The sequence below is a fragment of the Thioalkalivibrio sp. XN8 genome (assembly GCF_011058255.1).
Classification (GTDB): domain Bacteria; phylum Pseudomonadota; class Gammaproteobacteria; order Steroidobacterales; family XN24; genus XN24.
The window spans coordinates 47,847-61,751 of sequence record NZ_JAALFH010000016.1 but is presented as its reverse complement, the minus strand read 5'-3'; the positions used below and the strand labels follow the sequence as shown (position 1 = coordinate 61,751).

Here is a 13,905-nt window from a genome sequence, read left to right as displayed (position 1 = left end):
CGTGCGCCTGTCCCGGGTCCGCCTCGCTGTCGCCGCGGTCTTCGTGCTGTTCGCGCTGGCGGTCACCTGGCCCGGCGCCCTGCTGGTCGCTGAGCCGGGCCCGCTGGTCTTCGGCCTGCCGCGCGCCCTGGCCTGGTACATCCTCTGGATCCTCATCGGCCTGGCCGCGCTGCTGGTGCTGGACCATTTCGAGAGCCGCGCGGGAGACGACTGATGGAGCGCTGGCACTGGGTCGCGCTGATCGTCGCTGCCTACCTCGGGGTGACGCTGTGGATCGGGCTCCGCGCCGGCCGGCGCAGCTCCCGTACCGTCACCGGCTTCGTCGCCGGCGATCGCGACTTCGGCCTGCTGGTGATGTACTTCATCACCGGCGCCACCGTGTTCTCCGCCTTCGCCTTTCTCGGCGGGCCCGGCTGGGCCTACTCGCGCGGGGCGGCCGTCTTCTACATCCTGGCCTACGGGGTGCTGGGCATCGCGCCCTGGTATTTCATCGGCCCGCGGGTGGCGCGCATCGGCCGGCGGCTGGGCTACGTCACCCAGGCGCAGTTCCTCACCGGGCGCTTCCCGTCGCGCTTCCTGTCCCTGTTGGTCGCCAGCCTCAGCGTGATCGCGCTGCTGCCCTATATCACGCTGCAGATCCGCGGCGCGGGCATCGTCATCGAGGTGGTGACGGAGGGCCATGTCCCCCTGTGGGCCGGCGCGGCGCTGGCCTATGGCATCGTGCTGACCTACGTGCTGGTGAGCGGCGTCACCGGCGTCGGCTGGACCAACACTTTCCAGGGCATCTTCATGCTGGTGATTGCCTGGTCGCTGGGGCTGTACCTGCCCCATGCGCTGCATGGCGGCATCGGCCCGATGTTCGAGGGCATCCTGCTCGAGCGGCCCGAGTTGCTCGAACTGCCCGGCCTCACCGGCAGCGGCGCGCCCTGGAGCTGGGGCGGCTACAGCAGCGCCATCCTGGTCAGCGCCATCGGCCTGACGCTGTGGCCGCACCTGTTCATGAAGGCCTTCACGGCGCGCGACGACCGCATCCTCCGCCGCACGGTGGTGCTGTTCCCGACCTTCCAGCTGTTCCTGGTGCCGGTCATGCTCATCGGTTTCGCCGGCGTGCTCTACCTGCCGGGACTCGAGCAGCCGGACTTCATCCTGCCGCAGCTCATTCTCGACGTGCAGCTGCCGCTGCTGGTGGTCGGCCTGTTCTGCGCCGGCGCGCTGTCGGCCTCGATGTCGACCGGCGACGCCGTGCTGCATGCCACGGCGTCGGTGGCCGTGGAGGACGGCGTCAAGCCCTTCCTGCCCATGGACGACCAGCTCCAGCGCCGGCTGATCCGCATCGGCGTGCTGCTGGCGGGGATCGTCGCCTACGGCTTCGCCGTCACCGAGGGCATGTCGCTGGTGCTGCTGTTGCTGACGTCCTACGGCGTGATCGTGCAGCTGGCGCCGACCGTGCTGGCGGCGCTGTTCTGGCGGCGGGCAACCACGGCCGGGGCGCTGGCCGGGCTGGTGGCGGGCGGGCTGGCGACCCTGTGGTTCTTCTTCAACCCGGCGCTGCGGCCATGGGACCTGCACGAGGGCCTGCTCGGCCTGGCGGTCCACCTCCCCGTGCTGCTGGCGGTGTCGCTGCTGACGGCCGCGCAGCCGCGCGGCCACGTCGACCGCTTCGTCGCGGTCTGAAGGAGCAGGGCGGATGCAGCTGCTCGAGTTGAGGATTCCCCCGGTAGCGGTGTTTCTCCTCGCTGCCGTGGCGATGGGCGGGCTCGCGCTCGCCACGCCGGGCCTGCGGGTCGGCTTCCCGGGCCAGCTGCTGGCGGCCAGCGTGGTGCTGCTGGCCGCGGGGCTGGTCGGGCTGGCGGGGGTCCGGGTCTTTGCGCGGTACGAGACCACGGTCAACCCGCTGCAGCCGGAACGCGCCACCCGGCTGGTGGCCGCCGGGATCTATCGCTACAGCCGCAACCCGATGTACCTCGCGCTGGCGCTGGCGCTCGTCTCGTGGGCCGTCTGGCTCGGCTCCTGGCCGGCGGCGCTGGTCGTGCCCGCCTTCGTGCTGGCGATGAATCGCTGGCAGATCGTGCCGGAGGAGCGGGCCCTGGCGGCCCTGTTCGGGGCGGAGTACGAGGCCTACCGGCAGCGGGTGCGCCGCTGGCTCTAGCTCAGCACCGCGCCTTTCGAGGCGCACTGCACCAGGCGGGCGTACTTCTCCAGCACGGTGCCGCGTTTTTCTCCGTCGCGCGGGCGCCAATCCTCCAGCCGCCGCGCCAGTTCCGCCGGGCCGACGCGCAGGGTCAGGGCGCGCTCGCGCGCGTCGATCTCGATCTCGTCGCCGTCCTGCACGGCCGCCAGCGGACCGCCCGCGGCGGCTTCGGGCGCGACGTGGCCGACCACGAAGCCGTGGCTGCCGCCGGAGAACCGGCCGTCGGTGATCAGCGCCACCGAGTCGCCCAGGCCCTTGCCCATGATGGCCGACGTCGGCGACAGCATTTCCGGCATCCCGGGCGCGCCCTTCGGCCCCAGGTAGCGAATCACGACCACGTCGCCGGCGGCGATGCGGCCGTCGAGGATCGCCTGCAGCGCCCGCTGCTCGCTGTCGAATACCCGGGCGGTGCCGACGAAGCGCTCGCCCTCCTTGCCGGTGATCTTGGCGACGGCGCCGTCCGGCGCGAGGTTGCCGCGCAGGATCACGAGGTGACTGTCCGGCTTGATCGGCCGGTCGAGCCCGCGCACCACGTCCTGGCCGGCCGGGTAGGGCGCCACCTCGGCCAGGTCCTCGGCCAGGGTCCGGCCGCTCACCGTGAGGCAGTCGCCGTGCAGCAGCCCGGCATCCAGCAGCATCTTCATCAGCGGGCGGATGCCGCCGATGGCGATCAGCTCGGACATGAGGTACTTGCCGCTCGGCTTGAGGTCGGCCAGCACCGGCACGCGCGCCCCGAGCCGCGTGAAGTCCTCGAGTTCCAGCGGCACGCCGGCGGTGTCGGCGATGGCCAGCAGGTGCAGGACGGCGTTGGTGGAGCCGCCGAGCGCAATGGTCACGGTGATGGCGTTCTCGAAGGCCTCGCGGCGGAGGATGTCGGAGGGCTTGATGTCCCGGCGCAGCAGCTCCAGCACCGCCGCCCCGGCGCGCCGGCAGTCCTCGGCCTTGGCGTCGCCGACCGCCTCCTGGGCCGAGCTGTTGGGCAGGCTCAGCCCGAGCGCCTCGATTGCCGAGGCCATGGTGTTGGCGGTATACATGCCGCCGCAGGAGCCGGGCCCGGGGATGGCCGTGCGCTCGACCTCGAGCAGCTGCGCATCCGAGACCGTGCCGCGGGCGTGGCCGCCGACGGCCTCGAACACCGAGACGATGTCCGTGTGCCCGGCGCCCGGGCGGATGGTGCCGCCGTAGACGAACACGCTGGGACGGTCCAGCCGCGCCATGGCCATGACGCAGCCGGGCATGTTCTTGTCGCAGCCGCCGATGGTCACGAAGGCGTCGAAGCCCTCGGCCGCGACCACGGTCTCGATCGAGTCGGCGATCACCTCCCGCGAGACCAGGGAGTAGCGCATGCCCGGAGTGCCCATGGAAATGCCGTCGGAGACCGTGATGGTGTTGAAAATCACGGGCTTACCGCCGGCGGCGCGCGCCCCCGCGGCGGCCTCGCGGGCCAGCTGGCCGATGTGGACATTGCAGGGGGTGAGCTCGGCCCAGGTGGACGCGATGCCTACCTGGGGCTTGCCGAAATCGGCGTCCGTGAAGCCGACGGCGCGCAACATGGCGCGGCTCGGCGCGCGGGTCACGCCGTCGACCACGGGGCTGGAATACTTGCGGGACCGCTCGTCACTCATGGCAAAAACCGCCTCTGCAAATATAAGGTGCGCCCGGGTCCGCTTCGGAGGCGAGGCGGGGCCGTGGCCGGGAGCCGATTAAAAAAACTGTTGACACTGCCGAAAACATTATGCATAGAATCCGCCCAAGCTGATTGCAGCGCAACAAGCGTTATCGAAACAATGACCCACGGCAAGCCACAGCGCAGGAACAACACGAGGCAGCGGCCGATCGCCCTGGCCCGTGCCCCTGAGCGCCTGCCGGTCAACGCAGTCAGCGCCCTCCTTGGCCTCCTTATCGTCATTCTCGTACTCGGGAAGAGCGGGGTCATGGTGTAGGTAGGCGCAAAGCAGGCAGAGAACCGAACCAGAGAACCCCGCAACCGGAAACGGCTGCGGGGTTCTCGCTTTCTGGGCCGCGGAATTTTTGACTTGAGGAAAGGTATCGAGCATGAAGATCTACGTCGAATCGGATGTTGAGCAGGGCAAGGCGGGTGTGAGCCGCATCGCCGTCATCGGCTACGGCAGCCAGGGCCGGGCGCACGCCCTCAACCTGCGCGACAGCGGTATCGACGTGACCGTCGGGCTGCGGCCGGGCGGCCCGAGCTGGCAGCGGGCGGAGGCGGACGGCATCAAGGTCGCGCCCCCGGCCCGGGCCGCTGCGGGCGCCGACATCGTCGCCATCCTGGTGCCGGACATGGCGGCGCCCCGGGTCTGGCGGGACATCGAGAGCAGCGTGAAGCCCGGCGCCGCGATCCTGTTCGCCCACGGTTTCAACATCCACTACGGCTCGATCCAGGCGCCGGACAGCATCGACGTGATCCTGGTCGCGCCCAAGGGGCCGGGCGCCCTGGTGCGGCGCCAGTACGAGGAAGGCCGCGGCGTGCCCTGCCTGATGGCGGTGGCGCAGGACGCGACGGGCCGGGCGAAGGCGCGGGCCCTGGCCTACGCCCACGGCATCGGCGGCACCCGCGGCGGCGTGCTGGAGACGACTTTTGCCGAGGAGACCGAGACCGACCTGTTCGGCGAGCAGGCGGTGCTGTGCGGCGGCGTGACCGAGCTGGTGACCCAGGGCTTCGAGACCCTGGTGGAAGCGGGCTACCAGCCCGAGGTCGCCTACTTCGAGTGCATGCACGAGCTGAAGCTGATCGTGGACCTGCTGCACGAGGGCGGGCTGGCGAAGATGCACCAGTTCGTCAGCGACACCGCCAAGTACGGCGACCTGACCCGCGGCCCGCGCGTGGTCGACGAGAGCACCCGCGAGCGCATGCGGACGGTGCTGAAGGAGATCCAGGACGGCACTTTCGCCCGCGAGTGGCGCGCCGAGTACGAGGCCGGCATGCCGCGCTACAAGGCGATGATGGCCGCCGACATGGCGCACCCGATCGAGCAGGTCGGGCGCGAGCTGCGGGCCCGCATGTCCTGGCTGCGTACGGAACAGCAGGACGCCGCATGAGCAGCAAGGGCGCTGAGCTGGTGGTCCGCGCCCTGGAACAGCAGGGCGTCGAGATCATCTTCGGTTACCCGGGCGGGGCCATCATGCCCGTCTACGACGCGCTGCTGAACTCCTCCGTCAAGCACATCCTGGCCCGGCACGAACAGGGCGCGGCGCTGGCGGCCGACGCCTACGCCCGCGTCACCGGCCGGCCGGGGGTGTGCATGGCGACTTCCGGCCCCGGCGCCACCAACCTGGTCACCGGCATCGCCAACGCGTTCATGGACTCGGTGCCGCTGGTGGTCATCACCGGCCAGGTGCCGACCACCGTGATGGGCACCGATGCCTTCCAGGAGGTCGATGTCTTCGGCATCACCATGCCGATCGTCAAGCACAGCTTCATCGTCCGGCGCGCCGAGGACATCCCCAAGACCATCGCGCTGGCGTTCCAGATCGCGGCCGAGGGCCGGCCCGGGCCGGTGCTGGTGGACCTGCCGAAGGATATTGCCAACGCCGTGCCGGCGCACGCGCCGATCTACGAGACCCGCCGGCCGAAGCGCGTGGTGCCGGACGCCGCGCAGGTGCAGGCCGCGCGTGAGCTGATCCTGGGCGCGCAGCGGCCGGTGCTCTACGGCGGCGGCGGGATTCCGATCGCCGGCGCGGTGGACGCCTTCCGCGCCTATGCCCGGGCCAGCGGCATCCCCGTGGTCACCACCCTGAAAGGCCTCGGCTCGGTGTCCACGCGCGACGAGAACTTCCTGGGCATGCTGGGCATGCACGGCAACCGGGCCGCCAACCGCGCCATCCAGGAGTCGGACCTGCTGATCTGCGTCGGCGCCCGCTTCGACGACCGCGCGACGGGCAAGCTGGACGGCTTCGCCCCGAAGGCCAGCGTGATCCACATGGACGCCGACCCGAGCGAGATCGGCAAGCTGCGCTTCGCCGACGCCGGGCTGCTGGGCGACCTGGTGGAGTCGCTGGCCGCCATGCCCACCGGGCTGGACATCGCGCCGTGGCAGCAGTGGTGCGCCGCGCGCAAGGTCGAGCACGCCTGGCGCTACGACGCGCCGGGCGACGACATCTACGTGCCCCACATGCTGCGCCGCCTGACCGAGGAGGCGCCGGACGTGACCATCGCCTGCGACGTCGGCCAGCACCAGATGTGGGTGGCGCAGCACTGCCATTTCGACCGCCCGGAGCAGCACCTGACCAGCGCCGGGCTGGGCACCATGGGCTACGGGATCCCGGCCGGCATCGGCGCCTGCCTGGCGCGGCCGGGCGCCCGGGTGGTCACGGTCTCCGGCGACGGCTCGATCATGATGAACATCCAGGAACTGCAGACCATCAAGCGCTACGGCCTGGACCTGAAGATCCTGCTGGTCGACAACTCCTCGCTGGGCATGGTGCGCCAGTGGCAGCAGCTGTTCCACGGGGAGCGCTACAGCGAGGTCGACCTGTCCGACAACCCGGACTTCGTCGAGGTGGCGCGGTCCTTCGGCATCCCGGCCTTCCGCATCACGCGGCGCGACGAGGTCGAGGGCGCGATCCGCAGGCTGCTGGATACCGAGGGCCCGCTGCTGGCCCATGTCTGCATCGATCCGAAGAGCAATGTCTGGCCGCTGGTGCCGCCGGGCCAGAGTAACGACGTGATGATGGAGGAGTTGAGCGCATGAACCACACGCTGCAGATGAATCTACACCAGGTCGAGGGCGCCCTGATCCGGCTGCTCGGCCTCATCGAGCGGCGCGGCTTCGCCGTGACCTCCATGAACGCCTACACCGGCGAACAGCACGTCGAGGTGACGGTGGACATCCATTCCGCAGGCCGCTCGGTCGAGACGCTGACGCGCCAGATCCAGAAACTGTACGACGTGCGGAGCGTGGCGTGCCTGACGGCCGCCGAGGCGCCGGCGGCGCTGGGGGGGAGCGTAGCATGCTGACCGCCGACACCATCGCGCCGCCGGCGGCGCCGAACCCGCCCGCGGCCGCAGCCGAGCGGCCGCTGGCCGAGCTGGCCGACATCCAGGCCGCCATGGCGGTGCTGGAGGGCCAGCTCCAGCCGACGCCGCTGCTGCACCATCCCACGCTGGACGCGCGGCTCGGCTGCGAGGTCTTCGTCAAGCTCGAGAACGCCCAGGACGTGGGCTCCTGCAAGATCCGGGGCGCCATGAACCTGCTGGCCCGGCTGGCGGCGGACGAGCGCAGCCGGGGCCTGGTCACCGCGACGCGCGGCAACCATGGCCACGCCATCGCCTACGCGGCCCGGCGCCACGGCGTCTGCTGCACGGTGTTCGTGCCGCGCGGCATCAGCCCGGAGAAGCACGCCGCGATCATCGCCCAGGGCGCGCGGGTGATCGAGTCCGGCCACGACTTCGACGCCGCCATGATCGCGGCGGAGGAGCACGCTGCCCGCACCGGCGCCCGCCTGGTCCACACGGTACGCGACCCCGACATGGTCGCGGGCGCCGGCACCATCGCGCTGGAGATGCTGGCCCAGGCGGCGGAGCCCTTCGACGCGGTGTTCGTGCCGGTGGGCGGCGGCGGCGTGGCGGCCGCGGTCGCGACCGTCGTCAAGGCGCAGAGCCCGGCGACGCGCGTCATCGGCGTCTGTGCCGAGAACGCGCCCGCCATGCACCACGCCTGGCACACCGGCGAGTACCATCCCTTCGCCGCGGTCGATACCCTGGCCGACGGCCTGGCCGTGCGGGTGCCGGTCCGCCAGACGCTGGCGGTGCTGCGGGAGCGGCTGGACGACATGCTGCTGGTGTCCGAGCGCGAGATCCAGGCAGCCATCGGCGTCTACGCCGGCACGGTGCACCAGATGGCCGAAGGCGCGGCCGCCGCGGCGCTGGCCGGGGCGATCCGCTACTGCGCCGGGCAGCCCTGCCGGCGCATCGGCGTGGTGCTGACCGGCGGCAACATCGAGGCCGCGACGCTGATGCGGGCGCTGGCCGACGAGCGGCCGCGGCACCAGCCGAAAGCGATGCCGTACTTCCCGATCGGGGAGCTGCACTATGGCTATTGAGCCGGCTATTGAGCACGGGCGCCTGGTGATCTTCGACACCACGCTGCGCGACGGCGAACAGGCGCCCGGCTGCAGCATGACCGACCGGGAGAAGCTGCGGGTGGCGCGCGCGCTCGCCGAGCTGGGCGTGGACGTCATCGAGGCCGGTTTTCCGGCCGCTTCGGACGGCGACTTCGAGTCGGTGCAGCTGATCGCCCGCGAGATCCGCGGCCCGGTCATCTGCGGCCTGGCCCGCTGCGGCGGCAACGACATCGAGCGCGCCTGGCAGGCGCTGCAGGAGGCGGAGCGCGCGCGGCTGCACGTGTTCATCGCCACCAGCCCGATCCACCGCGAATACAAGCTGGGCATGAGCCGCGAGGAGGTCGTCCGCCGGGCGGTGGAAGGCGTGCGGGTGGCGCGCTCGCTGTGCGCCGACGTCGAGTTCTCGGCCGAGGATGCGGCCCGCACCGAGCTGGACTACCTGGCCGAAGTGGTGCAGGCCGTGATCGAGGCGGGCGCGACCACGGTGAACATCCCGGATACCGTCGGCTATGCGGTGCCGGCCGAGTTCGCCGAGCGCATCGCCTACCTGCGTGAGCACGTGCCCGGCATCGAGCGCGCCGTGCTGAGCGTCCATTGCCACGACGACCTGGGCATGGCCGTGGCCAACAGCCTGGCCGCCGTGCAGGCGGGCGCGCGCCAGGTGGAGTGCACCATCAACGGCATCGGCGAGCGCGCCGGCAACTGCGCGCTGGAAGAGGTGGTGATGGCGGTCCGCACGCGCGGCGACCGCCTGCCGGTGCAGACCGGCATCGACACCCGCCGCCTGGCGCCCACCAGCCGCCTGGTGGCCGCGGTCACCGGCGTCGGCGTGCCGCGCAACAAGGCGGTGGTGGGGGAGAACGCGTTCGCCCACGAGGCGGGCATCCACCAGCACGGCATGCTGCGCAACCAGCAGACCTACGAGATCATGCGGCCCGAGGACGTGGGCCTGGGCGGCAGCCGCCTGGTGCTGGGCAAGCACAGCGGACGCCATGCCTTCCGCGACCGGGTGGCGGCCCTGGGCCTGGCGCTGGACGAGGCCGAGCTGGACCGGGCCTTCATCGCCTTCAAGAGCCTGGCGGACCGCAAGAAGGAAATCTTCGACGCCGACATCGAGGCCCTGGTGTTGCGTTCCGATGACGCCGGCACCGGGCCGTGGCGGCTGGCCGCGCTGCGCATCGCCTCCGGCGACGGCGCGCGCGCCTCGGCCGAGGCGGAACTGGTCCACGCCGACGGCACCAGCCGCCTGGAGTCCGCGACCGGCGACGGGCCGGTGGAAGCGGCCTTCAGCGCCATCGAGCGCGCGACTGGCGTCGCGGTCGAGTTGACGAGCTTCGACATCCGCAACATCACCGTCGGGGAAGACGCCCAGGGCGAGGCCGTGGTCGCGGTCTCACACGCCGGCCGCACCTGGCAGGGCAAGGGCTTCGACACCGACATCATCCAGGCCAGCGCGCTGGCTTTCCTGCAGGCCGTCAACCGCATCGCCGCCCGCGCCGGCGCCGACGCGGCGGCCTGATCCCGACGTACACGCCCAACGGCAACGGAGTATTCAAGTGGCACCGAAGTTTCCGCGCTACATCTGGCAGAACGGCAGGATGGTTCCCGGCGAGAGCGCGACCGTTCACGTACTGTCCCACGGGCTGCACTACGGCTCGTCGGTGTTCGAGGGCATCCGCGTGTACCGCACGCCGGACGGCCCGCGCTCTTTCCGCCTGCGCGAGCACATTTCCCGGCTGTACAACTCGGCCAAGATCTATCACCTCGCCATTCCCTACGCCCAGGAAGAGATCGAGGCGGCCTGCAACCAGGCGGTACTGGCCAACGACCTGCAGGGCGCGTACCTGCGCCCGCTGGTGTTCCGCGGCTATGCCGGCCTCGGGCTGACCGCGCCGGCCGACTCGCCGGTCGAGGTCATCATCGCCGCCATCGAGTGGGGCGCCTATCTGGGTGCCGAGGGCCTGGAGAACGGGGTGGACGTGTGCGTCTCGTCCTGGAACCGGGTGGCGCCGAACACCATTCCCTCCGGCGCCAAGGCCTCCGGCGGTTATCTCTCCAGCCAGCTGATCAGCATGGAGGCGAAGCGCCACGGTTACGCCGAGGGCATCGGGCTGACCACCGACGGCATGATCGGCGAGGGCGCGGGCGAGAACATCTTCATCGTCAAGGACGGCAAGATCTACACGCCGCCGGCCGCCTGCTCGATCCTCGCCGGCATCACCCGCGACACCGTGATCACGCTGGCGCGCGCCGCCGGCTACGAGGTCCACGAGCAGCCGATGCCGCGCGAGATGCTGTATTTCGCCGACGAGGTGTTCTTCACCGGCACCGCCGCCGAAGTCACCCCGGTGCGCTCGGTCGACCGCATCGCCGTCGGCAGCGGCAAGCGCGGCCCCGTCACGGCGGAGGTCCAGCGGCGCTTCTTCGGCCTGTTCTCGGCCGAGACCGTTGACGAGTGGGGCTGGCTGCAGCCGGTCTCGGCGCCGGTGACGCCGATCGCCTCGGTGGCCGTATGACGGCGCCCCGCACGCTGTTCCGCAAGGTCTGGGACCGGCACGTAGTGGTGCCGGAGACCGCGGCGACACCGGCGGTCCTCTATATCGACCTGCACCTGGTGCACGAGGTGACTTCCCCCCAGGCCTTCGCGGCGTTGCGCGAGCGCGGCCTGAAGGTCCGCCGGCCCGACCGCACCCTGGCCACGGTGGACCATTCCGTTCCGACCGCCGAGGCGAGCTGGGCCAGCGGGCTCGGCGAGATGGACCACGCGGCGCGCTACCAGGTGCGCACGCTGGGCGAGAACTGCGGCCGCTCCGGCGTGCGGCTGTTCGGCGTCAACAGCGCGCGCCGCGGCATCGTGCATGTCATCGGCCCGGAGCAGGGCGCGACCCAGCCGGGCATGACCATCGTCTGCGGCGACAGCCACACCACCACCCACGGCGCCTTCGGGGCGCTGGCTTTCGGCATCGGCACCACCGAGGTCGGCCACGTGCTGGCCACCCAGTGCCTGCTGCAGCGGCTGCCGCGCACGCTGCTGGTCGAGCTCGAGGGCCGCCTGGGCCCGGGCGTGACCGCGAAGGACGTGATCCTGGGCGTGATCGGCCGGATCGGCGTGGACGGCGGCACCGGCCACGTGATCGAGTTCCGGGGCGAGGCGGTGAGCGCCATGTCGATGGAAGAGCGCATGACCCTGTGCAACATGGCGATCGAGGCCGGCGCCCGGGCCGGCATGGTGGCGCCGGACGAGACCACCTTCGAATACCTGGCGGGCCGCCCGATGGCACCGCAGGGAGAGGCCTGGGAGCGGGCGGTGGTCGAATGGCGCGAACTCAACTCGGATCCCGGGGCCGAGTACGACCGCAGCGTCACCATCGACGTCGGCGCGCTGGAGCCGCAGGTCACCTGGGGCACCGACCCGGGGATGGTGATGCCCGTCAGCGGCCGCATCCCCGCGCCGGCCGGCGCGGGCCACCGCAAGGCGCTGGACTACATGGGCCTCAGCGCCGGCGCGGCGATCGCCGGCCAGCCGGTGCAGGTGGTGTTCATCGGCAGCTGCACCAACTCGCGCCTCAGCGACCTCCGGGCCGCGGCTGCCGTGTTGCGCGGCCGCCGGGTGGCGCCGGGCGTGCGCGCCATGATCGTGCCGGGCAGCCAGCAGGTCCGCGCGGCCGCCGAGGCCGAGGGCCTGGACCGCGTGTTCCGCGACGCCGGCGCCGAGTGGCACCAGTCCGGCTGCTCGCTGTGCATCGCCATGAACGGCGACCGCGCGGCCGCCGGCCAGTACGTGGTCAGCACCAGCAACCGCAACTTCGAGGGCCGGCAGGGGCAGGGCGCCCGCACCCTGCTGGCCAGCCCGCTGACGGCGGCGGCCTCCGCCATCACCGGCAAGGTCGCGGACCCGCGGCCGCTGCTGGAAGAAGGGAGGCGCATCGCATGATCGAGCCTTTCACCGTGCTGAGCTCGCGCACCGTGGTGCTGCCGGTGGACAACATCGACACCGACCAGATCATCCCGGCGCGCTTCCTGACCACCACCCAGCGTGACGGCCTCGGGCGGCACCTGTTCGCCGACTGGCGGCGCGACGCGGCCAACCGGCCGCGCGAGGACTTCGTTCTCAACCGGCCCGGGGCGGAGGGCGCCCGGATCCTGGTGGCGGGACGCAATTTCGGCTGCGGCTCCTCCCGCGAGCACGCGCCCTGGGCCCTGCTGGACTACGGCTTCCGCGCCGTGATCAGCACCGAGATCGCCGACATCTTCCGCAGCAACGCGCTGCGCAACGGCCTGCTGCCCGTGGTGATCGACGCGGACTCGCACGCCTGGCTGCTGGCGCATCCCGGCGCCGAGATCGGCATCGACCTGCGCGACTGCACCGTGCGCATGGCGGCGGGACGCGAGGCCGGCTTCGAGGTCGAGCCTTTCGCCCGCCACTGCCTGCTCAACGGCATCGACCCGCTCGGCTGGCTGCTGAGCCAGGTTCCGGCCATCCAGGCTTATGAGGACCGGGCCGCGTGTCGCGCCTGATTGCGCTCCTGCCCGGCGACGGCGTCGGGCCGGAGATCGTCGCCGCGGCGCGGGTGGTGCTGGCGGCGGTGGCGGACACCTTCGGCCATGACTTCGAGTTCCGCGAGGGACTGATCGGCGGCGGCGCTATCGACGCCACCGGGCAGCCGCTGCCGGCGGAGACGACGGCCCTCTGCCAGGCCAGCGCCGGGGTCCTGCTCGGGGCCGTCGGCGGACCGCAGTGGTCCGACCCGTCCGCGCCGGTCCGGCCCGAGCAGGGCCTGCTGGCGCTGCGCCGCGCGCTGGGGGTGTTCGCGAACCTGCGGCCGGTCATGACCTTGCCGGCCCTGTACGGCGCCTCGCCCCTGAAGGAGTCATTGCTCGATGGCGTGGACATACTGTTCGTCCGCGAGTTGACCGGCGGGATCTATTTCGGCGCCAAGCAGCGCGACGCGGACCGGGCCTCCGACCTTTGCAGCTACACCCGCGAGGAGATCGAGCGCGTGCTGCGGCTGGCCTTTGAGACGGCGCGCGCGCGGCGCGGGGTCGTGACCTCGGTAGACAAGGCGAACGTGCTGGAGACCTCGCGCCTGTGGCGCGAGATCGCGACCCGGCTCGGGCGCGAGGAATTCCCGGACGTGAAGCTGGAGCACGCGCTGGTGGACGCGGTGGCGATGCAGCTGCTGCAGGATCCCCGGCGCTTCGACGTGGTGGTCACGGAGAACATGTTCGGCGACATCCTGACCGACGAGGCCTCGGTGCTCGCCGGCTCGATCGGCATGCTGCCGTCGGCCTCGCTGGCGGCGTCCGGTCCGGGCCTGTACGAGCCGATCCATGGCTCGGCGCCCGATATCGCCGGGCGCGGCATTGCCAACCCCTGCGGCACCATCCTGAGCGCCGCCATGCTGTTGCGCCACTCGCTCGGGCTCGAGGCCGAGGCCCGGGCGGTCGAGCAGGCGACGTACGAGGCGCTGGGGCGGGGCATCGGCACGGTGGACGTGGTGGGCCGGGAGCGCGGCAGCCCGACGCGGGCGGTCGGGGCGGCGATCGCGGCCGCGATCAGCGAGGGACCGGCGCGGGCAATCGCCTGAGGCTCGCCGAGGGGGTGGCACCGGCCGATAGCAAAGTGATAT

At 71.6% G+C, this 13,905-nt stretch carries 13 protein-coding genes; 12 read left to right on the top strand and 1 reads right to left on the bottom strand.

The annotated features are described in order from the left end of the window. Position 1: 1 nt before the first annotated feature. The 3 genes from G6N75_RS02330 to G6N75_RS02320 are packed head-to-tail and all read left to right on the top strand — an operon-like array spanning position 2 to position 2,149. Positions 2–214 carry a hypothetical protein gene (locus G6N75_RS02330; protein WP_165346459.1) on the top strand — a complete coding sequence of 71 codons (213 nt, stop codon included), beginning with the start codon at positions 2–4 and terminating at the stop codon, positions 212–214. After that, entirely contained in the window at positions 214–1,674 is a 1,461-nt protein-coding gene (locus tag G6N75_RS02325) for a sodium:solute symporter family protein (protein WP_165346458.1), read from the top strand. Before G6N75_RS02330 ends, G6N75_RS02325 begins: the two co-directional genes overlap by 1 nt. Before the next feature lie 13 nt (positions 1,675–1,687). Beyond that, positions 1,688–2,149 carry an isoprenylcysteine carboxylmethyltransferase family protein gene (locus tag G6N75_RS02320; RefSeq protein WP_165346457.1) on the top strand — a complete coding sequence of 154 codons (462 nt, stop codon included), beginning with the start codon at positions 1,688–1,690 and terminating at the stop codon, positions 2,147–2,149. On the opposite strand, the gene ilvD is transcribed toward G6N75_RS02320, so the two are convergent. Then, a complete protein-coding gene (gene ilvD, locus G6N75_RS02315; RefSeq protein ID WP_165346456.1) occupies positions 2,146–3,816 on the bottom strand; it encodes a dihydroxy-acid dehydratase in 1,671 nt (556 codons plus the stop codon). The genes G6N75_RS02320 and ilvD overlap by 4 nt on opposite strands. Positions 3,817–4,246: 430 nt before the next feature. Between ilvD and ilvC the strand changes: the two genes are divergently transcribed. From ilvC to leuB, 9 genes are read left to right on the top strand one after another with little or no spacing between them, the layout of a single operon-like run. Then, positions 4,247–5,251 carry a ketol-acid reductoisomerase gene (ilvC, locus tag G6N75_RS02310; RefSeq protein WP_165346455.1) on the top strand — a complete coding sequence of 335 codons (1,005 nt, stop codon included), beginning with the start codon at positions 4,247–4,249 and terminating at the stop codon, positions 5,249–5,251. Next, positions 5,248–6,903 carry an acetolactate synthase 2 catalytic subunit gene (gene ilvG, locus G6N75_RS02305; protein ID WP_165346454.1) on the top strand — a complete coding sequence of 552 codons (1,656 nt, stop codon included), beginning with the start codon at positions 5,248–5,250 and terminating at the stop codon, positions 6,901–6,903. The genes ilvC and ilvG overlap by 4 nt, the downstream gene beginning before the upstream one ends. After that, positions 6,900–7,169 carry an ACT domain-containing protein gene (locus G6N75_RS02300; RefSeq protein ID WP_165346453.1) on the top strand — a complete coding sequence of 90 codons (270 nt, stop codon included), beginning with the start codon at positions 6,900–6,902 and terminating at the stop codon, positions 7,167–7,169. The genes ilvG and G6N75_RS02300 overlap by 4 nt, the downstream gene beginning before the upstream one ends. Further along, the gene (locus tag G6N75_RS02295; RefSeq protein ID WP_165346452.1) at positions 7,163–8,254 is read left to right on the top strand and encodes a pyridoxal-phosphate dependent enzyme; all 1,092 of its coding nucleotides are present in this window, start codon (positions 7,163–7,165) and stop codon (positions 8,252–8,254) included. Before G6N75_RS02300 ends, G6N75_RS02295 begins: the two co-directional genes overlap by 7 nt. Beyond that, positions 8,244–9,794 carry a 2-isopropylmalate synthase gene (locus G6N75_RS02290; RefSeq protein ID WP_165346451.1) on the top strand — a complete coding sequence of 517 codons (1,551 nt, stop codon included), beginning with the start codon at positions 8,244–8,246 and terminating at the stop codon, positions 9,792–9,794. The genes G6N75_RS02295 and G6N75_RS02290 overlap by 11 nt, the downstream gene beginning before the upstream one ends. Before the next feature lie 37 nt (positions 9,795–9,831). Next, positions 9,832–10,791 carry a branched-chain amino acid transaminase gene (locus tag G6N75_RS02285; protein WP_346765470.1) on the top strand — a complete coding sequence of 320 codons (960 nt, stop codon included), beginning with the start codon at positions 9,832–9,834 and terminating at the stop codon, positions 10,789–10,791. Beyond that, positions 10,788–12,209: a 3-isopropylmalate dehydratase large subunit gene (gene leuC, locus G6N75_RS02280; protein ID WP_165346450.1), complete on the top strand. Its 1,422-nt coding sequence runs from the start codon at positions 10,788–10,790 to the stop codon at positions 12,207–12,209. Before G6N75_RS02285 ends, leuC begins: the two co-directional genes overlap by 4 nt. Continuing rightward, positions 12,206–12,793, top strand: coding sequence for a 3-isopropylmalate dehydratase small subunit (leuD, locus tag G6N75_RS02275; protein WP_206202867.1), 588 nt, complete (start codon positions 12,206–12,208; stop codon positions 12,791–12,793). The genes leuC and leuD overlap by 4 nt, the downstream gene beginning before the upstream one ends. Beyond that, complete coding sequence (gene leuB, locus G6N75_RS02270) at positions 12,781–13,863, top strand: 3-isopropylmalate dehydrogenase (RefSeq protein ID WP_165346449.1); 1,083 nt, start codon at positions 12,781–12,783, stop codon at positions 13,861–13,863. Before leuD ends, leuB begins: the two co-directional genes overlap by 13 nt. The last annotated feature ends 42 nt before the right edge of the window (positions 13,864–13,905 follow it).